The sequence below is a fragment of the Lacrimispora sp. YZC11 genome (genome assembly GCF_057543815.1).
Genome location: NZ_BAAJYQ010000006.1, coordinates 842,229 through 866,559 on the forward strand (window position 1 = coordinate 842,229; position 24,331 = coordinate 866,559).

At 34.7% G+C, this 24,331-nt stretch carries 24 protein-coding genes; all 24 read right to left on the reverse strand.

The window, feature by feature from the left end:
• Positions 1-51: 51 nt before the first annotated feature.
• On the reverse strand, positions 52-1,254 hold the full coding sequence (locus AC27IJ_RS10155) for a hypothetical protein (RefSeq protein ID WP_487148655.1): 1,203 nt from the start codon (positions 1,252-1,254) through the stop codon (positions 52-54).
• Positions 1,255-1,268: 14 nt separating this feature from the next.
• On the reverse strand, positions 1,269-1,427 hold the full coding sequence (locus AC27IJ_RS10160) for a hypothetical protein (protein WP_487148657.1): 159 nt from the start codon (positions 1,425-1,427) through the stop codon (positions 1,269-1,271).
• A 34-nt stretch (positions 1,428-1,461) separates the two neighbouring features.
• Complete coding sequence (locus tag AC27IJ_RS10165) at positions 1,462-2,595, reverse strand: tetratricopeptide repeat protein (protein WP_487148659.1); 1,134 nt, start codon at positions 2,593-2,595, stop codon at positions 1,462-1,464.
• 207 nt (positions 2,596-2,802) lie between these two features.
• Complete coding sequence (locus AC27IJ_RS10170; RefSeq protein ID WP_487148661.1) at positions 2,803-3,039, reverse strand: hypothetical protein; 237 nt, start codon at positions 3,037-3,039, stop codon at positions 2,803-2,805.
• Between the two features lie 112 nt (positions 3,040-3,151).
• Positions 3,152-4,360 (reverse strand): hypothetical protein, encoded by a 1,209-nt coding sequence (locus tag AC27IJ_RS10175; RefSeq protein WP_487148663.1) that lies wholly within the window; start codon positions 4,358-4,360, stop codon positions 3,152-3,154.
• A 13-nt stretch (positions 4,361-4,373) separates the two neighbouring features.
• The gene (locus tag AC27IJ_RS10180; protein ID WP_487148664.1) at positions 4,374-5,867 is read right to left on the reverse strand and encodes a DUF4280 domain-containing protein; all 1,494 of its coding nucleotides are present in this window, start codon (positions 5,865-5,867) and stop codon (positions 4,374-4,376) included.
• A gap of 48 nt (positions 5,868-5,915) precedes the next feature.
• Positions 5,916-6,446: a hypothetical protein gene (locus AC27IJ_RS10185; RefSeq protein ID WP_487148666.1), complete on the reverse strand. Its 531-nt coding sequence runs from the start codon at positions 6,444-6,446 to the stop codon at positions 5,916-5,918.
• 31 nt (positions 6,447-6,477) lie between these two features.
• Positions 6,478-7,068, reverse strand: coding sequence for a hypothetical protein (locus tag AC27IJ_RS10190; RefSeq protein ID WP_487148668.1), 591 nt, complete (start codon positions 7,066-7,068; stop codon positions 6,478-6,480).
• Between the two features lie 11 nt (positions 7,069-7,079).
• The gene (locus AC27IJ_RS10195; RefSeq protein WP_487148670.1) at positions 7,080-8,366 is read right to left on the reverse strand and encodes a hypothetical protein; all 1,287 of its coding nucleotides are present in this window, start codon (positions 8,364-8,366) and stop codon (positions 7,080-7,082) included.
• A gap of 11 nt (positions 8,367-8,377) precedes the next feature.
• Positions 8,378-9,772 (reverse strand): phage baseplate assembly protein V, encoded by a 1,395-nt coding sequence (locus AC27IJ_RS10200; RefSeq protein WP_487148672.1) that lies wholly within the window; start codon positions 9,770-9,772, stop codon positions 8,378-8,380.
• 617 nt (positions 9,773-10,389) lie between these two features.
• Entirely contained in the window at positions 10,390-10,920 is a 531-nt protein-coding gene (locus AC27IJ_RS10205) for a hypothetical protein (protein ID WP_487148674.1), read from the reverse strand.
• 313 nt (positions 10,921-11,233) lie between these two features.
• Positions 11,234-12,010, reverse strand: coding sequence for a hypothetical protein (locus AC27IJ_RS10210; RefSeq protein ID WP_487148676.1), 777 nt, complete (start codon positions 12,008-12,010; stop codon positions 11,234-11,236).
• 10 nt (positions 12,011-12,020) lie between these two features.
• Positions 12,021-14,639, reverse strand: a complete 2,619-nt coding sequence (locus AC27IJ_RS10215) for an Hsp70 family protein (RefSeq protein ID WP_487148678.1) — start codon at positions 14,637-14,639, stop codon at positions 12,021-12,023.
• Positions 14,640-14,808: 169 nt separating this feature from the next.
• Positions 14,809-15,348 carry a hypothetical protein gene (locus AC27IJ_RS10220; protein ID WP_313260159.1) on the reverse strand — a complete coding sequence of 180 codons (540 nt, stop codon included), beginning with the start codon at positions 15,346-15,348 and terminating at the stop codon, positions 14,809-14,811.
• 123 nt (positions 15,349-15,471) lie between these two features.
• Entirely contained in the window at positions 15,472-16,041 is a 570-nt protein-coding gene (locus tag AC27IJ_RS10225) for a hypothetical protein (RefSeq protein ID WP_487148680.1), read from the reverse strand.
• Positions 16,042-16,246: 205 nt separating this feature from the next.
• On the reverse strand, positions 16,247-16,804 hold the full coding sequence (locus tag AC27IJ_RS10230) for a hypothetical protein (protein ID WP_487148682.1): 558 nt from the start codon (positions 16,802-16,804) through the stop codon (positions 16,247-16,249).
• Between the two features lie 90 nt (positions 16,805-16,894).
• Positions 16,895-18,562: a hypothetical protein gene (locus AC27IJ_RS10235; RefSeq protein ID WP_487148684.1), complete on the reverse strand. Its 1,668-nt coding sequence runs from the start codon at positions 18,560-18,562 to the stop codon at positions 16,895-16,897.
• Complete coding sequence (locus tag AC27IJ_RS10240; RefSeq protein ID WP_487148686.1) at positions 18,562-19,152, reverse strand: hypothetical protein; 591 nt, start codon at positions 19,150-19,152, stop codon at positions 18,562-18,564. Before AC27IJ_RS10240 ends, AC27IJ_RS10235 begins: the two co-directional genes overlap by 1 nt.
• Before the next feature lie 237 nt (positions 19,153-19,389).
• Positions 19,390-20,202, reverse strand: a complete 813-nt coding sequence (locus AC27IJ_RS10245; protein WP_487148688.1) for a PdaC/SigV domain-containing protein — start codon at positions 20,200-20,202, stop codon at positions 19,390-19,392.
• Between the two features lie 112 nt (positions 20,203-20,314).
• The gene (locus AC27IJ_RS10250) at positions 20,315-21,493 is read right to left on the reverse strand and encodes a PAAR-like protein (RefSeq protein WP_487148690.1); all 1,179 of its coding nucleotides are present in this window, start codon (positions 21,491-21,493) and stop codon (positions 20,315-20,317) included.
• Between the two features lie 188 nt (positions 21,494-21,681).
• On the reverse strand, positions 21,682-21,948 hold the full coding sequence (locus AC27IJ_RS10255; protein WP_487148692.1) for a hypothetical protein: 267 nt from the start codon (positions 21,946-21,948) through the stop codon (positions 21,682-21,684).
• A gap of 150 nt (positions 21,949-22,098) precedes the next feature.
• Entirely contained in the window at positions 22,099-22,533 is a 435-nt protein-coding gene (locus tag AC27IJ_RS10260) for a hypothetical protein (protein WP_487148694.1), read from the reverse strand.
• 298 nt (positions 22,534-22,831) lie between these two features.
• A complete protein-coding gene (locus AC27IJ_RS10265; protein WP_487148696.1) occupies positions 22,832-23,287 on the reverse strand; it encodes a hypothetical protein in 456 nt (151 codons plus the stop codon).
• A gap of 272 nt (positions 23,288-23,559) precedes the next feature.
• Entirely contained in the window at positions 23,560-24,306 is a 747-nt protein-coding gene (locus AC27IJ_RS10270; protein ID WP_487148698.1) for a hypothetical protein, read from the reverse strand.
• Positions 24,307-24,331 lie beyond the last annotated feature (25 nt).

Here is a 24,331-nt window from a genome sequence, read left to right on the forward strand (position 1 = left end):
TAATAGCAATTAAGTCAAATACTGAGGATAGGGATTTAAAATGCTAGCACATCATTCTTTCCACAGCTTTCTTAAATCATCTTTTGCTTGTATTATTTGTGCCTGAAACCAGTTTTCAAAGTCATCAGACTTATTCTCTTGTTGTACATATATTCCTTTTAACGCTTCTTCTATTTCCTGATTGTAATCTTCATTGCCTTCTAAACTCCAAATATAATACGCCCTTGCATATGACTCAATAATACGGTCCATGTTTTCATAAGTATCTGCCAGGTTATAATAAGACATTGCCGCCAAATCACCATAAGGTTGACATAGTTCTAAAACATGCTCATAATCTTTGATTGCCAGATCTCGATTGGACCACCCCAAATTCATGTAAATATTTCCTCTTGATACATATGATGTCAACAAATCATAACCATCTTGCACTTGCCATTGTTCCAAAAGATCTATATTGGCATTTATGTAATCTAAAGCTTCATTTAAACCATTTGCTGAATTATAGTATAAAAACGCTAAATCTTTATATAAATGAGCTTCTATAAAAACATCTTGGTATATATTTTGGTTTAATTTCAATGCTTTGTTCATGTAGTATTTACATCTTTTCATCTTATCTTCATAATAACAAGCACGAGCTAAAAGCTTATAATTAAAAATCCCTATAAACTGATTGGAACCTAGTATTTTCTTTTCTTCCTTGATTAGTTTTTTTATATTCGAGATTTCTTTAGCTCTATTCTCCTTACCATATAGTTCAATTGAAGCAAGATTCGATTGCAGAATCAGTTTTTTCAACGGATCATTTATTTCCAATTCTAATGCTTCTTCCAGATATTTAATAGCAGCTCCCTCATTCTCCTGATATACCATGACTTCAGCTAAATTAGATAAAATACATACCCTTTCTTCTGCTGAATTAGAAAGTACAAGAGCTTCTTGGAACTTATCATTCGCTTCTTGAAACCTCCACAATTGTAGATAAGCAACCCCTAATGCATTTTTTACATTTCCATCTTGAGGCATCACTTCCAAAACTTGGATGGTCTCATTTATCGAATTCACATTCCCCTTCAATTGAACCATCAAATCTTTATAAGATTTCTGTTCTGATGTTTTACAAAGCATTAAAATCACAGAATCATCTACAATATACCATGTGTAATCTATTAGTCTGATTTCTTTATTCTTACAGCCAACCATTAATATTGTTAATAAACAGAGCAGAATTGAATATCGATAATGCCTCATGTTTAAATCCCCTTCTAACGCTTTATGCTCATTAGATCAAATGCCGACTTTAATTTTTCCCTTTTTGTAATTTCTTCTTTCAAAGTTTCAAAGCTAAATAATGGATTTGATGGAATACTTAGTTTTGGCATTGAATCCATTGAAGATTGTTGTTCTAATACTTTATCAAACATACCTACCTTCATACCTTTATCATGAGTGTATCCCTCATTCTCCCCACATCTTTCTTAAGTCTTCCTTGGCCTGAATGATTTGTGTCTGATACCAGCTCTCGTAGTCGTCAGATTTATTTATCTGTTTCTCATATATTTTTCTTAACGCCTCTTCTATCTCCTGATTGGAATCCTCATAACCTTCTCGATTCCAAATATAATAAGCTCTCGCATATGATTCTATAACTCGATTCTCATCTCCTAAATAATCATAAGCATATGCCAAATTATAATAAGATACTGCCGCTAAATCATTATAGGGTAAGCATTGTTCTAAAACATACTCATAATCTTTTATTGCTAAATGTTCTTTAAACTGATGTAAATTCAAATAAATATTACCTCTTAATTCATATAAATCTAGCAGATCATAATGATCGCCTATTTGCCACTTCTCTAAAAGTTCAATGTTTTCATTTACATAATCAAGTGCCTTATTTAGATCTACAGTCGAATACATTTGAGATAGAATTTTATACAATCCGGCATCAATAAAAATATATTGATAACTTTTATGATTCAGATCAAAAGCTCTATTTATGTAATAATCGCACCTTTTCATATTACCCGTAAGATAACATGCATATCCTAATGTCTTATAGTTGAAAATTCCAACAAACTGATTCGATCCAATTATACGTCTTTCTTGCTTGATTAAGTCTTTTATTACTGCTATTTCATGAACATAATTATCTTTATTCGATAATTCCATCGCTTCCAGATTCGATTGCAATATTAATTTTTTTAATGGATCTTCTATCTCCATTTTTAAAGCTTCTTCTAAGTAATTTCTAGCAGACTCTGGCTTTTCCTGATACCACATAACTTCAGATAAATTAGATAAAATGCAGGCTCTGTCTTCATTTGAATTAACAATATTAAGTGCTTCTTGAAAACTACTATAGGCTTTCTGAAATATTCTTAGTCTCAGATAACCGATTCCCAAAGCATTCTTTATGCTTACATCCTGCTCAATTTCCCTAAGTGTTTCAATGGTTTCTTTTAACGATTCCCCATTTCCTTTAAGCTGTACCATCAAATCCTTATAAGAATCCTGCTCTGATGTTTTAATAAGCATTAAAATAGCATAATCATCTATTATATACCAAGTGTCATCTATCAGTTTCATTTGCTTTTTGCTGCAACTAGTCATTAATACTAAGATAGTAAATACAAATACTAAATACTTAAAACATCGCATATTCAGCTTCCTTCTTATCCATAATAGTTATTAAGTCAAACGCTAATTTGGGTTTCGCTCTTTTGAATAGGGTTTTCATTTTTCAAAACTAAACGATAAAAAACACGTGATTTACTGGATACTATTTTGAAAATATTAAATTTTCTTTTCTTCAAACCATTCATCAAAATCAATTACTTCCTCCTTATAGTTACCCTCTGCGTATAAATGAAGAAGCCTATCATAAGAGTCCTCTTCAACTTTTTCCTCCCCTAGATTTTGATTTAAGCAATATGCATTGATATAAGCATATATGGCAGGTTCTGTTTTATCCTGTTCTTCATACTCATAACCCATAAGATAATTGCCTTTTAATTGTTTTGTTATTTCCACATAATTCTTTTGCTCTGGTAATTAAATTTCTGTAATATTCCTGTTCTTATGTTTCGAAAGCATTAATATTACATATATATTTCCTCCCCCTTAAGTCAAAAAGGCTGACATATCATTCCTTCCACAGCTTGCTTAAATCTTCTTTTCCCTGTATAATTTGAGTCTGAAACCAGCTTTCATAATCATCATCTTTGTCTGCCTGTTTCTCATATATACTTCTTAACACTTCTTCTATTTTCTGATTAGAATCCTCATAGCCTTCCAAATTCCAAATGTAATAAGCTCTCGCATATGATTCAATGATCTTATCTGTACCTCCATAATACCAATATGCGTTTCCCAAGTTATAATAAGATACTGCAGCTAAGTCATGGTAAGGCAAGCACTTTTCTAAAACATGCTCATAATCCTTGATAGCCAAGTCAAGATTGGCCCACCCTAAATTCATATATATATTACCTCTTAATTCATATAAATTTAATAAATCATAATGATCTTGTACTTGCCATATTTCCAAAAGATCTATAGCTTTATTTACATAATCATAGGCTTTATTCAAATTATAATCTGGTTCATACATAAATGACAAAGTTTTGTATAAATTAGCTTCAACAGGAATATACTGATACAGTTTATCATTCAATTTACACGCCTTATCTATATAATACTCACATTTCTTCATATTACCGGCATAATAACAGGCCCATGATAATGTCTTATAATTGAAAATACCGATAAACTGATTTGAACCCAGTATTTTCCTTTCTTTCTTAATAAGTTCTTTTATATTTCCTATTTCCTGGATAAAATCTGTTTTAAAAGGCAATTCAATTGCTGTAAGATTCGATTGTAAAACCAGCTTTTTTACCTGATCGTCTACCTCCAGTTTTAGAGCTTCTTCTACATAATATTTAGCAGTATCCCTATTTTCCTGATATAACATGACTTCAGCCATATTTGACAAAATGCACATTTTCTCTTCATCTGAAACAGCAATGCGAAGTGCTTCCTGAAATTTACTATTTGCTTCATGAAACCTCCTCAATCGCAGATAACTGACACCTAAAGCATTCTTTATGCTTGCATCCTGTTTCATATCTTCTAAAACTTTGATCACCTCAATTAAAGAATCCCCATTACCTTTCAGTTGTACCATTAATTCTTTATTCGCCTCTTGACCTGTTATTTTACAAAGCATTAAAATTGCAGAATCGTCTACGATATACTCTGTATCGTCTATCAAACTATTTTCCTTTTTACTACAGGAAGTTATAAAAATTATGGAAAAACAAGCAAACAATAAATACTTAAAATACCGCATATTTATGTGCCTCCTACCCTTTAATCGTTATCAAGTTAAATATCGACTTTGGTTTTGCATTTTTCGGAATCTCATCTTTTAAATTTTCAAAACTAAATGTTGCATTTGATGGGACGCTTACTTTAGGCATTATATCACTTGAGCTTTGTTGTTCTAATACTTTATCAAAGATTTCCCAAAACTTATGATTTCCTTGATCTGTATCTGTATCATGTATAAATTCGATCAATTTAATTCTTTTACCAAACGGATAAATTCCCATTCGCTTCACAATTGCTAATGACTCCTTTGGATGAGTAATGAACTTTTGACACATATTACCATTATTGGGATAAAGAATAACATGATGTACATTACATTCCCTTTTATTTGATAAAAATAAAATCAAATCATAGTATTCATTATCTTTTAATATCATTTCTTCTTTACTGACTAATAATTTTGCATTAGATAGTCCTCGTTCAACTTTCTCAAGATATATTTTAATCAACGCTTTTACAGTTTCTTTCATTTCATTTTTCGTTTTAATTGTTAAATTTTCAGGCACAATATCATACAAATAACTTCTTTCTCTTTCATAGAATCCATAATTTATATACTTCCAATAATCTGACTTTGTACCACCTAGCAAAACCACTCTACGCTTTCCAGTACTTGCCTTTTGAAAGTAGAAAGTTACATGAGTATACTCAATTGCATCGGCAAACATCTGTAAAATATTACTAGATAACCAGGCAAGTTCTGCAAATAATATTTCATTTCCAGCTTTACTGCCTGATGATGTATGTTTAGGCACAAATGTTATTTTAGAAGTTTCTGTTTTTGTATTACCATTTGAATAATTAACTGTTTGATTTGCATATTGTGAAACCTCTTCTCTAGTAAAATCTTCTAAGTCAAAGTGAATTCCCAATAAAGCCTGTGACAAGCTAAACTCTTTCTCAGTCATAGTATATTCCATAAGCGTATACCACTCCTCAACTGGCCTAATTGTCACAGTATCAGAAACCATTTCATTATTAGGATTATATATATCAAACCGTATATCATTAACTACAATAGCAGTTCGGTCATCCGTAATATATACTTTTTTCGGAACCGGATTACGAATAACCTGACCCGAATTAATCGGTTCTACAATTCCCCCCTGTCTCATACAAATACAATAGGAATCACGAAAAGGAACAGCGCTTTCATATTTCAGAGTGTTTTTATCAAACATTTGGTTTTCATTGCTCCCATTTAGCCAAGTTGACAGCTCAGGAGTACATTTTTTATCGGTCATTTTGCATGTTCCAAATCCATGAATATTTGCTGTTTTACTATCCTGCACATTAATTTGCGGCTGCCCTTGTATGTAAGCTCCATGATCTTCCGGTAGATTGAGCACTGCAGTTTTTTCTCCGTTGGAACACTTTATCATTGCTCCCCTTACTACATATTCACTAGCTGTATTTTGTAAGGTTTGGCTTGCCGCCATCTGCTTAAGAATCTCTTTTTCTTCCATAAAATTCCCTCTCAATTATCAATAAAAGACATTTCCTTATATTTTCCATCAATATACAATCAGATCAATGAGAAATAACTGCCATTGCTCCGAAAGCAGCATGATGATCCAACACACTACCACTGAAACACCCCGAAAGACGACTGCCTTCTCGGAAGCTGTCATATAGGAGACCAATCCAACCTTACCTTCACGAGCTTTTCTAATTCTTACTTTTATACTTTTAAACAGCCATCTGTCACCAAAAAATCCAAATAAAATAAATTTTAATATCCAAAACAAATAAAATCCCAATCTTATTTTTACAGACAAATACCTGTCATTTACATTACCATATAGCAACCACATACTTATGAAAAACTGTGCTCCAAATTCTATGGACCAAGCAATTAGACATTCTGGAAGCATAAACTGATAGGCCATCCAGGAATTTGTGAAAAATCCGGCACAAAAGTTAAAAGTCCTTTCTCTCTTTTCGATTTTCTCAAACCTTTCCAGATATTTTTCCAGGTTTGCAGAAAGATGATAGCTTATTTCCTGCGTATCCAAGCTGCTTATCTTCCTGTTCTCTTCTACCATACGATCTCCTTCCATTGGCTATTTTACTGATTTAACGGTCGCTGCTTTGTTCTGATTCCATAGATGTCTGAAATACCTGCCATGCAACCTCCTTCCAATCCTCGGAATCTCTGTCCAGGCAATTAAAGATACCATGTAATATACCGCCATGAAATGATATAGTGCACATCATATTGTACATTTGTTCGTCAATTCCATAGCTTTTAAAATCAAACATTTTAATTATATTTCCACTGTAGGTTTTTCCATTACGTTCTTCATAAAAAACAAATGAAGGATTCGCTTTAATAAGTACATCTTTTATCTGTCCAGACAACTCCTCTCCCTGATTGATACAATTTAAATTATCCAGCCAATTAAATGCAAAATTGATATTTGTATTTAAGTTCGTTTTAATTACATCAGGCCGGTTATCAGATGGATATTTCATTTTTCTTATTTTATCTGGCATTTCAATAAAACTTTCCGGCAAGTAAATACTGACATTATCAAAAATATGAACTGACTGAAACTTAAAATATTCTTCTCCAATGTAAATTCCCTGTTCTTTTAAGTTAGCAGTCTGCAGGGCTTTCATTTGTTTTTTTACAGCAATAATCTGCTCATCATCGTATTCCATCATATCTGATCTCCTTATTGCAAACCCGTAAGTGCTTTGACCTCAGTAGAAGCAGATAACCTGATATTCTTAGCATATAATTTTACTTTTCCACTAGATTTAATTGCCAGATTGTCTCCTTCTATATCTATTACGGAATCATCAAGTATATTCAGTGATTCCTCTGATGTTGCCAGTTCGATGCTGTCATTAAATAAGCCAATTTTTACCTCAGATGTTTCAAATAACTTATTTTCGGTGTTCGCATCCTGATTTTTCAGGCTGTGCAAACACCTGACGCCAATTCCCTGCTTCTCATCATGATTCATAAACTGCACCTCTACTTTGCTGCCTTCTTCTGGCATAGCATATAAAGAATTTCCTGATTCCGGTCTCCAGGTATAAGAATAATCTCCTCTTTTGTTATCCAAATCAAATCGGATTCTGAATGTTTCTTTATTCGTCTTTTCAATTGTTCCTATCAATCCCATGCCTGTAAATCTACTATTATAGTAGGGTTCTGTCTTTAAATCTTTCTCTTCCGAAAGCCAATAGACAAACCGGGTTTCCCCATGTTCCAGTCTTACAATTTTTTTATAGATTACGCACCTTTTTTCACAAATAAGAAGCCAGTCTCCCAATGAATAACTGATTCTGCTTTCCATGCAAAAACGTCGAATCACTCTTCCTTTTTCTCCATCCGCATAATTCTTTTTAATCTCTACCTTTAAATCCGGATCTTTCTCATTAATTTCTTCTCCTCTGCGCATTCCAAACCAAATGTTCGGACGACCAGTTACTACATCTGAAATAATATAACTGCTTTGCAGGCTCGCCAATCTTTTTTCAAATTCCCAAATGGTTTCTTTATAGCAAATAACCGGCTTTTCTATTTTCTCATTTACCGTAGTTGATATTACCTGCCCATTTGCCAAATTACTTATATCTCTGGCCACTTCTGCATATGATTTGTTTGGATTCTGAAATGAGCAGCTGGTTTTCTTATCATCCAACCGTACAGATGCAGATATTGCCTTTACCATCATATGTGTTACACCATGACTGTATTTCCAATCAAACGTTTCAACTAATCCGCAAAACAGTACTTTAGAAGCTTCTTCCATTCCATTTCCAACCATTATAAGCTTTATTTCTCCCTGTGAATAATCATGGTTTAACAGCCTGTTGCTACTGCTTTTTATAATTCCTGATATATTTACTTCTGAATGTTTATTTATTTCCCATGTCATAAGAAACTCTTGAATTGATAGAAATGGAATTTCCGTTTCCAATGAAATTTCCTGATTAATCCTTATATTCATACTCCACCATCCTATTGCAGATTAATTTTTGCACCGTTGAAGGAGATTCCATCTGCCATTCTCATCACAGTATCTCCCTGTCTCAATACAATGCTGTTCGAAGCAGACAATTCTACTCCCGCATTCATACTGTTGATACAGATGTCATCGGCTGCTTTAATAGAAACTGAGGAATCACTTACGATTTTGATCCCTTTCCGGTCAGAAAGTTCCACAGACATTCCTTTATTATTGGTAATTAGAATCTGATCTGGCGTTATGCGGATTTCTTTCCCTTTTTTATTTCTCCAAATCTTGTTATCTGGATTTCTTCTTATCCCATCCCCCTGATTTTCCTGAAATGCACTGATTACATATGCATTTGTTTCATCCTCTGACGGAAAATACAGTCTCACTGTATCTCCTGTTTCAGGCATACAATACCAGCCAGCGCCGTCTGGTGAGGAATAGACTGTGGAATACGAAAACCACCGGTTTCCACTTTGTGGATTTTCATCATCTCTGATAGAAACTTTCACCCGCTCATCTTTAACCGCAGTCACAGTTCCAAACAACGACAGTCCAATAATATAGTCAAGGTATGACTTAATCACTTTCAGCCCATTTTTAGTTTTTAAATAATATTTATGTGACAGCTCATTTCCCAACCATGATGTTTGAATCTTAGCCACATATAAGTTCATGCCTTGAAATGATACCTTATCCCCTAATTCGAAGAACTCCCTGCTGTCTACGATATAACTGACAGCATCTGCCTTTCCGATATTTATCCCTCCTGCACTTTTACGAGTATACTCTTCTGCTTCCTGTCGGACTGTGTAGTCTTCTGTATCAAATTCAATCATTACCTTTCTATCTGGCAATCCAAAAAAATATCTTTCTCCTTTTACCTTACATGTTGGCACAATTACCGTATTATGAAAACTTGCAATTCTTTTCAGAAATTCCCAGTCTGTTTCTTCATACTGCAGAACAAAACCAGGCAGGAAACTGTCTTTTCCTTCCGTCATAATCACTCCTGACTGAGAATAACTTTCATTACATATCTCCACTGTTTGTTTGTATGTATAACTTTCTTTTTGAAAACTTTTGATATGTTTTTTATAATCCATCAGCTTTGTACCTGTAAAAAGAATCAGTTCCATAACACAACCGTTCCCTGCCGACTGAATGCTGAAATCTGTAAGTACACCATTAAACAGGATGCTTTCATTTCCATTGTCATCATATGCCAGTATCTGTACCCATGTTTCTCCAGCAGCCATTCTGATATATTCTTCCTTATTCTCTGCCCGGATCAGCCCTTTAACTTTTACAATTCCGTGTTCATTCACTTCCTGTATTCCCACATAATCTAATATAGAAATCATTTCAAATGGTTTAATTGCTATTCTTCTCTCGCCCATATTTACTCCTTTGTTTCTGATGATTTATTAGATTTATAGATTACTTTGTTTCCCTACATGGCATGTATATTGCCTCCAAATTCGATTTTCGGGTTTAACATCAAACGTATAAAGCGTTAAGTATTCCAAAATATCTTCAACTTCACCATTCAGCACTTAGCAGATTTTATCTAATGCGGTAAAGCGTATACCTTTGTCTTGCCTTTTTTAATCTTTCAAATAAATTGTCAAAATATTAATTTAAAGCATTTGCTCAGTTCTTTTTTTATTTTCTTATCTGCAATAAATGTTAAAGAAACTTTGTCTTATGTAGAGTAATCAGATTCGGCTGCTTCTGTGAAAATAATCATGCTGTCACCTATTTTTCATATCCATACAAAATATTATCCGGAGGCTGGACAGTTATCAGAACAGAGGTAAATCGTATAAAAAAGAACCATGCCCTCTAGATCTCCAACATATGTTCCTTGATCAAACGGTAAATTTATTACACTAGGCTTTGACCCAAAATCAAATTGAACTTTCACCCCTTGAACCATATAGAACTCCTGTGGTATTTTGTCACGAAAAGACTCAGATCATTTTTTCTTGGTTCCCCCATTTTTAATTCCTCTCTTTTATCTTTCTTTCAGTTCAATCTCCTCCAAACTAATTCCATGGGCATCACGCCGTAAAATACTTTCTGCTAAATCCAGATTAATGACAATATCTCTACGCCTATCCAATTCCATCATAAAAATATTTCTATCCACTAAAGGTCTTCCTTCACTTTTAAGGATAAAAGTCTTTTTTAAACCTCCAACATTTTTTTCAGTCTCGACCTCTCCAGTTAATTCTTCCAAAACAACCATAAAATATTGTTTCATGCAACCTTTCACGGAATCCACTAACACAACATCTTTTGCCAAAATCCTATCTCCATACATTTCAAACACAGATCTGACCATTTCTGATACCAAAACATATGGAGATGTTATGATTGATGGAAATATCGTATCTTTTGCTGTAAAAACCGGAATAATATTCCTCTTTGGTATTTTATAAAAATGCTCTCTGCATATCCAATTAAGATCAAATGCATTTTTTTGATTCCCCAAAATTGGCCCATCACAGAATTTTTCATCTGGTCTGAGTACAAAATATTTCACTAAATATCTCCCCTCTTTTATAACACTTATCTTTCTATCCTATTTGTACTGTTTTTTACTTCTCTCTATCTTTTAAATCAACACCATCTCATCAAACTCCATAGTGCCTTCCACGTCAATAATCGCAAAATGGTGCTCTCAAAACAGGAACACCTCAAAATTAACAGGCAGGAACATGCCCCGTAAGAATTCCAACCGCTCCCATTTAACTTCAGTTTCTTTGGCCCCTAGCTGGCATATACCATATGTATCGAATTTAAGAGTTCCCGATGTAACCTTCATCAAATACACTTCCCTCTTCTGGCTGGTTGGCTTAATCCACAAGTATCCTGCGTCTTTCCTTCCTGCTGCTTATGCCTTTTTCCTCACCCTTTTGTATCTCATCAATTATGGTACTCATGGATTGGTAGAGAGACAGGTTATCCATTGCCTTATCCCATCCGCCCCTGCTCCGGTGTCTGACATAGGCAGTTAATGCTTGGACCGGTACTGCTCCTGGCTGACTTAAGCAAAGATATGCAAATGACCGGTCCTCTGGCTGACTGTTTCCGCTTTCCAGAACAGTTCTGGCAAAATATCTTGAAATTGCGGGAGCCATACTTCCTCCTCCCAGACCTCCCCAGGTCCCATAAATCAAATTGATGGTATCATACCCGGTTATCATGTCTGAAAAGCCTGTGTACTGACTCCTTAGCTGCGCCCCTTTCCTTAAATGAAAACGGCAGAGTTCAAATTCATCTTCGTCTTTTGCTTCATTTTGATCCAGTAAAAGCATTGTACGGTACGCGATATAATCAGGAGAAGACCGGTCAATCTCTGCTTTTATTTTCAAAAACTGCATCTGCTCCAATGGAGTATATTCAATCGTTTCTTCTTCCATCATCAAGCAGATAAACGGTCCGTATTTTATAATTCCCGGACTGACTACCAGTTTATCACCTCGTACTGTTATATCGCAGCCCCGAAGGATTCCCTGGCTATATTCCTGATATTCCAGTTGGAGATGTGCAAAGGAATAATCCCGGAGTGACCATAGCAATTCTTTCTTTAATATACGGTTTCGTTCAAACAATGGATATAGATTCTGCATAAGCTCCTCCTTATTTCATCCCATCAAAAAAGTTCTGAACCCATTTTTCATTTTCAAAATAGAACTCTTCTTCTACTCCAAGATACAGCTTTCCAATCTTCCGGTATACCGGTACTACCGAAAATGTCAGGTCCATGGGCCTGGCCCATATGAAGAACTTTACTTCATTTTCCACAATATCATCCGTGTCTGCCTGAAGGATATGTTCCCCGTGTTTCTCCTTAATTTCCTCATAACTCTTTTCTTCAAAATCAGCCAGGGAACTGTGGCAGGTATATTGGTACCGATCTTTTCCTTCCATGTCTTTTAAATACAGCTTGAGTGTTAAGTCTTCCATATTCCTGGATATCATTCCGCTCCGGCTGTTCCGTTCCAGATGCCGGATCAGTTCCACCTCTTCCCCATTGTGGGTAAAGGCTGTGATCCGGTAAGGCAGGGCCGATTCCCCAGTATGGATGGCAATCTCTGCAAATCCATACTTCTTATCCTTCAAATAACGGAGTGCCCCATCCACACAGGTCATCTTCAATTCAAAATTCTTCGTCTGATCTCCGCTCTTGCGCTTAAACTGGATCGTCCTTCCCGGCACGAACTCCTTTAAGGCATCTCGGAATATGTCGATCTTACAGGATTGTCCGGTCAGCTTGATGATAGAATACTCACCCAGTTTATCCTCCTCATACATTGGTTCCATAAACTGACGGATAAGCCCATAGATATCTCCCTTTAACAATAATTCCAGCTCATAGACGCTGAAATATACTGCCGGGAACTCCTTAATGGTTTCAAGCCCTCTTTCCGTATATCCGGACAGCTTCCACTTGTCCACAGAAATCCAGGTTACAGTATCATCCTTTACCGGCTGGGAGGATAACACGGTCCTTAATGTTCCCACATGGTCGTAAAACTCTTTCTTAACTGTTTCCGCCAGGCGGAACAGAAAATAAAAGTTGTTCTTTACCTTATAATAATCGGCCCTGCTCCTATTCTCATATTCACGGAAACGGGTGGGTAGAAATTCCTCCGCTTCTTCATAATTTTTCTCCAGTTCCCTATAAAGTTCTTTCGTACCGTGCTGGTCTACGTAACGGAATACATCCATGTCGTAACCAGCCAGAATATGCCCTTCCTGATTCAATTTCATCGTATACAGACGATTCACGATTGCTATTTTTAACAACTGCATGATCCGATAGGTCAGGTTATTTCCCCCGAAATCTGTATCCCCATTCTCATAAGAAGTGTCAATCTCTACCCGATAAGCCATGCGCCTGTCCCAAATCCGGAACCTGCAGGAACACAAGTCAGTGGTTCCGCCGCCACAGTCAATAATCAGAGCCTTATACTCTTCCCCTTCTTCCACGGTCCCTTTCCGGATCATTTCGGATATAGTGTTGTACAAAACAGACACGCCTTCGTCGATCATGTCCTTTCCTTCCACTCCATAGTCCGGCAGAATTTCTGCGAACAATTTCTGAAATCGGGCTTTCTGCTTCACCGGGCAGGAAATATGTACTGTCTGGACCTCACACTTGAACCGGTCTCTTACCGCTTGAATGACATAGTCAAAATACTCTTTCAGGATTTCCTTTCTGGAAACAAATCCCCTTCTCCCCTGGCAGTCTGTGATTTCTTCCTGCCTTTCATAGTCTCCGATCCAACGCTTAATGTCATAGAATACGCAGAAACCCTCGTCAATATAGCTGGAATCTGCCAGGCGTATGGCCTCATATCCAAACAGAAACTTCGGTCTCCCGGCTTCTACGGAAAGTACTCCTACCACGCTGGGAAACAGGGTGGTTTCCTGCCAGTCTCCGGAGGTATCGTAGAACAGGGCATAGTTAATATCATTTTCTTTTAGTCCTCTTTCCCCGTCATTCACCCCGGCTTTCTCAAAATACTGGTTATCCAGATAGACCCCGGCTGTCGTATTGGTGGTTCCAAAATCCATGGCTATGGGCATGGATAAAGGAACTGGCTTCCTTACATCAAAATCCAGAAGCTGGACCCGGTAAACCTCCATATGCTCCGGCATATAACTATATCTTCCATTATAAATATCATAAAGCATCTCCGATTCCCGCCGCCCCATACAGTACAGGCTGTAGTTCTTGACACTGGATTCCCGGCAGGTGATCTCTGCAGCTTTGACTAAGTGCAGGCAGTCTGTCCGATCCCCCATGGGCATTAGATTTAAGATTGCACAGACTGTCATATCTCCCCCTACTACCAGGACATTGGTACCAGCCAGCTCCTTGTCATAAGGCAGCGTCAGACCGTCATAGAAACCGATTGCAAGCCCTTCATAAGCCACAATCCTGGAACTGCACTGCAGTCTGATATCCTGCTTTTCCTGAAGTTTTGTTCCCCGAAGCACCCCTTCCAGAGCCTGCAGGCCATTCTCATCCTGTTTCTGGATCAGGAAGTATTCATCCGCCCCCCGGTACCTTAAGATAACCCGGATCAGTTCTTCTTTATCCATTGGATCTAAAACTCCTTGGATGATTTTCTCCTTCCGGCAGATTTCACGCAATTGGAATGTCGTCATCAGTTCCAGGTCTGCTTTGTGATAGCGTTTGTCTGAAACCTTTTCTTCCTGCCGGTTTAACACATATCCATATTTGTCCATTTATATTCCCCTTAATCATTCGTTTAATCTTTAATATAACAATTGCATCATTTAAAAATCCACATACTGAGTAAAATATACCAGTCCGTGATAAAGCCATTACCTTTTTGCATATTCATTTAAATCCACTCCGCCCCGACCTTCCCACGAGGTTACCTTCACTTATTCTTTACTCTATATAATTTGAATAACGATATTCTTTTCCAGTCTTGCTATTATGCCATGTCTGCTCTTGTTGGTTTTCTTTCGTAAACCATTCAGAAAACGAATAGCGTCCTGAATCAAAATCCTCCCGTACCGCTCCCCGAAAGTTTACATGAAACTCAACCCAAACAGAACGGTCTTTTAAATAGCTTGACATTGGTTCCTTATTAATTCTTTTTAAAATCTTAACGAAAATATCTTCTACTTTTTCAGCATCTATTTCTTTTTTTAGAACAATTTCCATTGAATAAAGTCTTCCTTGACTTATGTGTAACTTTAAACTATCTATTTCTGGATATTCCCTATACATTTCTGTTCTAACCCCATAAAACACCGAGTTTATAATTTGATCATAGATTTTTGCACCAGTTGTGATAACCAACACAATGATCAAAAACCAAATTTGGCTTTTCTTTACTTTTATAAAAAGTTCCAATAAAATAGCACAAATCATGAAAAGAATCATTGCTGCTATTAGTAATGGGATTAAATTGAAATATTCCATAAGCTTTACTCCTGTTCAAAACTCGTAGTCACTGGGTTGAACGTCCATCAGTCCTTGGTAAACCCCTTTCATTTTGACATATTCATCTAAATCCACTTCTCCTCATCCCCCATAAGGATACTTTCACTCATTATTTATTCCATTATAATCTGAATAATAGTACCTTTTTGCTGTTTTGCTGTTTTCCCACATTTGCTCTTGTTGATTTTTTTCTGTAAACCAGTCTGAATGAGGATATGGCCCTGAAGTAAATCTTATATAATTTTTTCCATAAAATTCTATGTCAAAAATTACCCAACTTTTATTTTTGAGATTAGAACTACCTTTTAAATAGCTTGACATTGGTTCCTTATTAATTTTATTTAGTATATCAATAAATATATTTTCTATATTTTCATCTTCTATCTCTTCTTCTATGTAAACATTTATTGATCCAAAGCGCCCTCCATAACTCATACCTAATTCTATATTATTTATTCCTGAATATTTTCTGCAAATTTCTTCTTTAAAGTTATAAAACACCGAATTTAGAGTCTGGTCATAGATTTTGACTCCGGCTATGATAATCAACACGATAATAAAAAACCAAGTCCGACTTTTCTTTACTTTTATAAAAAAAACCAATAAAATAGCATTAATCATTAAAAAAATCATTGCAGCTATAAGTAATGGAATTAAATTAAAATACTCCATAAGCTTTTCTCCTGTTCAAAACTCGCAGTCACTGAGCTGAACGTACTTTTAAGATATAATTGATCGTAAAATAACAGTCCATGGTAAACCCCTTCATTTTGTATATATTCATCTAAACTAACTTCTCCTCAGCCCCCATAAGGATACTTTCACTCGTTATTTATTCCATTATAATCAAATAAGCAAGAACACATAGAAAAAACGATCATTCTATATAATCTGAATAATGATATTCCTTACCAGTATCACTATTTCTCCATGTCTGCTCTTTCTGATTTTCCTTTGTAAACCAATCTGAATGCTGATATAGCTTTGACTCAAATCTACCCTGGCTTACTCTAAAAAAGTTTATTGTTAAATAACACCAATGCTTATTTTTACGATTAGAATTACCTTTTAAATAGCTTGACATTGGATCTTGATTAACTCTTTTTAATACTTCAATAAATATATTTTCTACTTCTTCAGCTTCTATCTCCTCTTTTAGATCGACATCTATTATGCAAACACTTCCTCCATTGATAATACGCAACTCTATGTTTTTTATTTCTGAATATGTCCTACACATTTCTGTTTCAAACCCATAAAACACCGAATTTATAATCCGGTCATGGATTTTTACACCTGCTATAATAACCACCGCAATAATCAAAAACCAGATTCGGCTTCTCTTTACTTTTATAAAGGTCATCAATAAAAAAGCACAAATTAGAAAAAAAATTGTTACTAATAGCAATAAAGGGGTTAGGTTGAAATACTCCATAGGTTTTCCTCCTATTCTTAATTTGTGGTCACGGGGCTAAACGCCCCGACACTACGATATCTATCGCAACATATAACTTTTAATATATTATTACTCGAAATATAACAGTCCTTGGTAAACCCCTTCATTTTGTATATATTCATCTAAATCCACTTCTCCCCAGCCTCCCCATGAGGATACCTTCACTTTTGCCGTATCGTTGATTTCATCTACCTCCAACTCTGTAATTGTTACCCAGTGTAACTTAAACGAGTTACCTGATATTTCACTTCCATCTGGTTCTGTGATAGTTACGTTGTTGCTTCCACCTGTTCCAATCAGCATTGCTACGGGAGAGTCTTTTTCTAAACCTTCTTTAATGTAATCAATTATAGTTTCACGAGTGAATGAATAAAGGTATTTACTTACTGCATGAAGTTCCACGTCTCTGTCTCTCGCAAATTTTTCGATACCATCCTCCATCATACCAATAGGCCATACACCCAAAGGCTGACTTTTGATGTGGCGTGGAGTAACATATTCATACATGTCTTCCATATGTAATAAAAAATTAGCCTTTGTATAATCTGAATAGGCATACATCTCTTTATATTTTGAATTATGCCTTGCCAAATATGCCACAATATTGGCAGATGCTACTGTTCCACATCCTCCCTCTTGAGCAACTTTCTCTTTTTTCTTATCATTCGGCCATTTATACCATGCCTGATTCCCACCATAATATTTTTTACCTTCTTCATCAACAATCTCCACAAACCTCTTAGAATCGCTCAAAGCAATCTTAATAACCCCATTTTTAATCTCCCTGCATACCCCATTTTCATCTGCTTTAAATTTCTTTTTTGATACCGGGTCAACGACAACTTCATTAACCGCCATACTCCCATCTTCTTTCAGAAAATAGTTCTTACCCTTCCAATATACTAATTTGGAAGTAACCATTTCCCCTTTCAAATTAAAATAATACCATTTTCCTTTATATTCCAACCACGTGTTGGTAATTGTATATCCATAGTCATTACCATTAGAAGCCTCTGCTTTTGTCTTGAAATAATACCATTTACCACCTATTTCTCTCCAACCAGTTACCATATATCCGGCTGACTCTTCCTCTTTCAGATAGTACCACAAACCTTTTATTTGCATCCAGCCAAGCGCCATATGTCCGGCTGTTTCGCGCCCATTCACTACGCTCGATATAAAGTAATACCAGCGTTTTTCTATCTCCTTCCAGCCTGTTACCATATATTCATCTGAATCCAGATAGTACCATGCCTTATCTTTGCCTATAAATACCCAGTCACTTTTTACATAATGCCCATCTTTATAATATTTCCACTTTGCACCTTCCGGTGCCCCATATGGTACCCATTGACTAGCTATTCCCATGGCAGCAGGTACCTTATTGTCCAGTATTTCAAAATAATATGGATAAGCTCCATCTGTAAAATCCTGACTTATGACATTAAATTGAACAACATAATTACCTGTTGCTGCATCTTTTGTCATAAGCACCTGATTTACACTGGCCATGGAACCCAACAAGGATGACAAGACAGGATTCATGTTCGCCGGATCGATTACCACCGGAACGCTTCCCAGAACTTTTAATAAACAGTTTCTGAAATCTGGTGAAAGCTGAACATTCTCCTGGGCTAGCGGAAGATGAGTTCCATATTGAGTCCCTTTTAAATAAGTTATATCCCCACATCCATTAAACTCATTTCCCATATGAAAAGAACTTTGTTTTTTTCCCATTACTCTTCTCTCCTTTCTGTCACCTTATGATCTATAATCTTTAAGTTATCCATATAATCTCCGCTCAATATTAGAAATTCGTTTTCTAATCGCAGTGGGCTATCCATAATCAAACTAACCGCTTGTTTAAATAAATTGCGGAAACATTCCTGAAGCAGAGTCCAATCATCATATAATAATTTCTGTTTCAAAAAAAATAGTTCAAAGTCCTCCAATCTCAAAAATTTTATTCGTAATAATTTTTCAACTGCATCAAAATCCCGAACTATATTTTCATAAACCAATTCTGGATACCAATAAACCATACTTTTTTTCTCATCCATATATAGCATATCACTACTCATTCCGAGTATTACCTCATAACTTTCTGTATAGCCGCTGCTGATTAAGCGACACAAAAAAATATTTTTCAGTTTAACCGCATTGTCTTCTTTTTGTCGCTGCAGTTGCTCAGCTATTAATATATTAAGCTTTTCATTAAATGCTGACTCTAGTTTTATAAGGTTATTTTCTAAATAAATTTTCTTTATTTTCAACCGTTCCGTCCTGTAATCTTTTAAATATTCTTCCATTTCCTTCCTTCGATCCATCTTATCCTCCCTTGTACAACTTCAAAATCAATACAAAATTGTTTTGGCGTTCAGTTTCTCAACTATCCATGAAAATTGTATAAATTAAACGCGGTACAGTTTCGCTTAATTAGTCGTTTCCAGTCTTCTTTACTATCCAAATAAGCAATCATATTTAAGCCTTTAGAACAAAGAGTTACAATCTTCCCCGCCCTCTTAATTCCATTTACCACTGTAATCTCTACAATCTCTATGTCATCAATTATTGTTTGAAATGGAACTCCAGATTAAATTGTCTTCTCTCATAGAACTCTTTAAGTCTTTATAGTCCGAAGAAAATCGGTAATAATCTCCAATAGGCAATATAATAATAAATTTTTCCTTAGTAAAATAAAAATTATCATCATTCATTTCAAAGTTGCTTTTATAATTATCAAATATTTCTTTTAAAGCAATTTCTTCAGCTCCTATTGTGTCCACATCAATGCATTTAAAAAAACGATAATCTAATTTTTCTTTAAAAGAATCTTGAAAAATATCAACAAAAGTAATTTTTTTTCCAGATGTTAAATCAATATTCACAGAATACACCCAATTGATACCATTAGCATTTCCTTGAGCATAAAGATATCCTTCAAATTTAATGCTAATCACAGTGTTCGTTGCATATTCTATTGTATAATCTACGGTCCATTCGGTGCCTTGAACTATTCCGTTGTTAGTTTTAACAATGTTGTTATACGGTTTTAATGCAGTCTTTTTTATTAGTGTATTAACTTTATTTTGCAATTTCATAGTTGACAGACCTGATATCTCAGGATACGAAATATTAATATTAATTTGTTTGATAACATCTGAATTATCGTAACTTTTTGTACTAATATCAAACTCTCCAAGCTGTACGGCTTCAATTTCACTTTTACTCTCAATTAATTCTTTATCCAATCCTTTATTAAACTCTGGAGTAGTTCTATTTGTAGTATTATCCAAAGAGCTAACGAATGAGTTTGATCTACAGGCACAGGCTGATAAAACGAAAATTATCAAGATGACATATACTCTTTTATTCATATCAAACTCCTTTACTTCTAAGTAAGAAATATACCAATTAATTTATATTAAATAGTACTTGTTTTTTTGTTTCTTGTAATAGATTATAGTATGCAGAATATATCTTAAATAATTATTTAATATTTGGTACAACCTTGTTATAATAAATATCTGCTCTTATAGGAAAAGACTTTGTGTCATATATATTCACAATCTCAGATAATCTATCCGGATTTACTTTTTCGTGACTTGCCACTTCATTTGCATTAGTAAATACACTCCAAAAAAATGCTGCACTTTCCCAAGCATATGTACTTGCAATACGTTTTGGACCTTCTGACATAATTAACGGATCGTCAAGCCCTTTTGTTTCTTTCAAATAATCACTGAATTTTTGATAATTATACTTCCATGTTAGATGAATATATCCAGCACCAATGTATGGCCAATACTTTTTACTCTCTAAATATGATTTAGAGCCGATTTCTACCAAACCATCACCATATCCCTTTTTGTTCCAATCATCAGATTCATGGCTAGCTTGAGCAATGAAATGTCGAATACTATTTATATCAGTGATGTCATACTCTGCTAGAACCCTATTTAATTCTTTAATCATCTCAGTTGTAACTACCTCCTCTCTCCAACCAATTGCTATAAGTTGTTCAGCAGTGACATATTCCTTACCTGATCCCTTGTTTCCCGGAACTTCAACTACACTTATAATCCCCCCATAAAAACAAGCCAGGAAATCTCCCGTAGTAATTGCATCAACATACGTTCCCACCGATTCATCCCAAATTTTAATTTTAGAACTCTTGATCTTACTCCAGCTTCCATTCAACATAGGGATGCATTTACGCAAGGTAGTCTGAGGCTGAGACTTTACTGTAACAACCGGCCTTTCCGGGTATCCGGCCGGTGCTGGTATCTTACAGCCTTCAAATGTATATATATTCTCATTTGCTTTACAGTCTGTACAAATCCCTATCGGGGTTCCATCCTTTTGCACCACCCCATGATCATGTAAAATATCAAATGCTGTCAACTTACTTCCTCCGCTACACCATAAAACGGACCCGCTCTTTACATATTTATTCTCTTTCTGAAACTGACCATAAAATGCATAATGTTTGGCCATCAACTCCTTGACAGTCTGTTCATATTCCGTCACATCACCATTGCAGGCATCTTTCCATTCCTTATATTGTTTAATAAGATTTCCCTGAAATTTGAATACAAAATCTCCAATGAACACAGCCTCTTTGGTAACCGTTACTACTGATTTAACCTTTGTCTTTTCAACCGTCATAATATTACTCCTTTATAATCTAGGAAAGCTTATGATATATCCTCCTCAACAGCATGAATATCCGCTCAACATAATAAAACATGTGCTGTAAAATCAAAACCGGCTCTTGATGAAAAAAAATCTATATGTATCACGCATATTACCTTCATGCCAATTGCCCCGTCCTCTAGCCGTGCTGATATTTCGTTTTACTTAAACTTCAGGATTTCATTCCAAAATCCGCCATTATAATTCATACAATCCTTCAAATCATTATAACTAGCTGCCAATTCTATATATGTTGTTGGACCACTTGGAGTTTCCGCAATTTTATTAAAATATTTCTCATTAAAGTAAAATTTATCAATTGCCTTATTGTAATAGTAATTTTTAAACATTTCCAAAATTAAACTTTCGTCTCCATTAACATATCCATATTCAAGAGAATTAGGATCAATAATTTCTCCTTCACTCACTTTCCCTCTACCATTAAACTTAAAAACATTTCTACTTAATTTTTCTTGAAAACAATCAGTAAGCAAATTGTGAATATCCATTATTTCACCGATTCTTAGATTTACATATGTAGCATACATTATATTAGTGCCATTTATAGCACCAAAATATTACCCATAACCTGTATATTTAACCGAGATAATATCCGAGCTAAAATATTCCACTTTAGTCTTTATTGGTAAATTTAATCCCTCAATATCTTTGTCTTTATATATTAAAACAGCTTTTTCCTTAAGCAACTTATTAACTTTCATCTCTATTTCGAGTAACTCCATGTTTTTTATTTGAGGATATTCTATAAAAATGTCAGTGTATATGTCTGCTCCTTTAAACAATATACCATCACTTTTTTGAGTATTTCCCAAGTCCTTTCTGCCTTCATAACTACTTGAAATGTAAGTATTACTTCCTATTTTAATAACCCCATCGACTAAACCTTTTTTGTAACAATCGTCAGACTCTTTCATGACTTGTGATAGGAAATGATATATTTGCTCTGATTTTGTAATACCATATTTAACCAACATTGAATTAAGTTCTTTCACCATTTCATCATTTAGATATTATTCATCTGTGTTCCAACCTATGTATATTAAGTTTTGTTTAGTGATATAACTATTACCCGTCACCTTAGTTCTATTCACCATAGGAACCTCTACAATCTCTTGACATATCATTCATAGGACTATCTTTTCCTGTGCCAATCACTTTATAACCACAATGAATTTTATTCCATCCCAAATTCTTCATTTGTTTAAGAGTTAGATACTCATTCCCCATCCCCTTAGATCTAATCACCTTAGTAACCTCTATGATCTCTATACATTAATGCCGTATATGTACTTACAATACTTTTTGACTTTCTGACATAATCAACGAATCGTCAAGCCCTTTTACTTTTTTCAAATACATTGATTTTTTTACAATTAAGGCCATATCTAAATCACCAATGTTGAATTTTAAAGTAATATATCCATCAATCGAATCATCAAAAGGAAAACTTATATACACAAACTGTTCATCTATTGCGAAATTATATGTACTTGCTGAGTTATATATATTGCTTTCTGTATTAGCATCTGCCAATTGTTTAAGTGCTTCAACGAACCCTCTTATTATATCTGGTTCACTACCTCTATATCCACCTGTATATTGTCCTTCAATCCATTCAAATTTTTCAAATTTAATAGCTTCTATTACTCTATTCTTTGAAAAATAGTCAGTAAAGGGAATAAGTACGCCATTATTCAAACTAATGGTGACATAATTGGAAATATGTGAAGGATTTGCACCACCCAAAAAACTGTCTCCTTCATAATTCAAACTTATACTATTCTCCCAAACATAAAGGATTTTGTATTTATTTTCACCACTCCAAAATTCATTTGATCTACCATTTGCTATGTCAGTGAATAGATTTAGAGTTTCACTAAATTTTCTAGAGCTTAAAGTTGTACTGGTTTCATAGGCATATTATTAATGTCATACCCATAACCTACATCGAGCAAAATATTTATTCTTCATAAAAATATGACAGAAAATCTCCATTAAAAGTGACTCATTGATTAAAATTACTTTTTAACTTTTTTCACCTGTGGAGTTTGATTAATCTCAAATTCTACTGGTATATATTGCCTCATTGATGGGTATGGGTCTCCTATCAAGCAAATTTTATTTTTTTTGATATAAAAACGGTCAGTGCAGTACAACCCTTCTTGTTTCTCAAAAAGTTCCAAACAGTGTAACTTAACAAGCATTTTTTGTTCCGTATTATTAAATTCATCTATAATTACTGTACATTTTTCCGTTTCTATCAAATTATTTATTATAGTCTGGAGCTCCGAAAGTGAATAGAAATCTTCTAATGAAAGGATCTCTCCATTTTTTAAATCTATTGTAATTCCCTTTTTATAGTCAGCATAAGCGCCGCTTATATTTTTTGAACCCCAAAAAAGTATGCTTAAAATATCATTATTTGCATATGTGATTTCATAAGTGATATCGACGTCCTCATCATAGCCCTTGTAAACTAGCATATCTTCTGTTATAACTGCATTAAAAATTTGTTCATTGATCTTAGTAATAATCTCTTGAGAATAATCATCCAAATATGGATAGTCTATTTTAAACTGAGAAATATTACCTTCTGATACAAATGAAGCTTTTTTTATAGCTACATTATCGATTTCTATTAAGGTATTATCTTCTAGCTCTGAATCATCTTTACTAATAGAATCATTTGCAATAGTCTTCTGAAAACGAAATGCAGTACACAAAGCTATAATAAATAGGAAAAAAATCAATAGTTTATTACGCAAGATATCCCTCCTCAAATTTCATAAT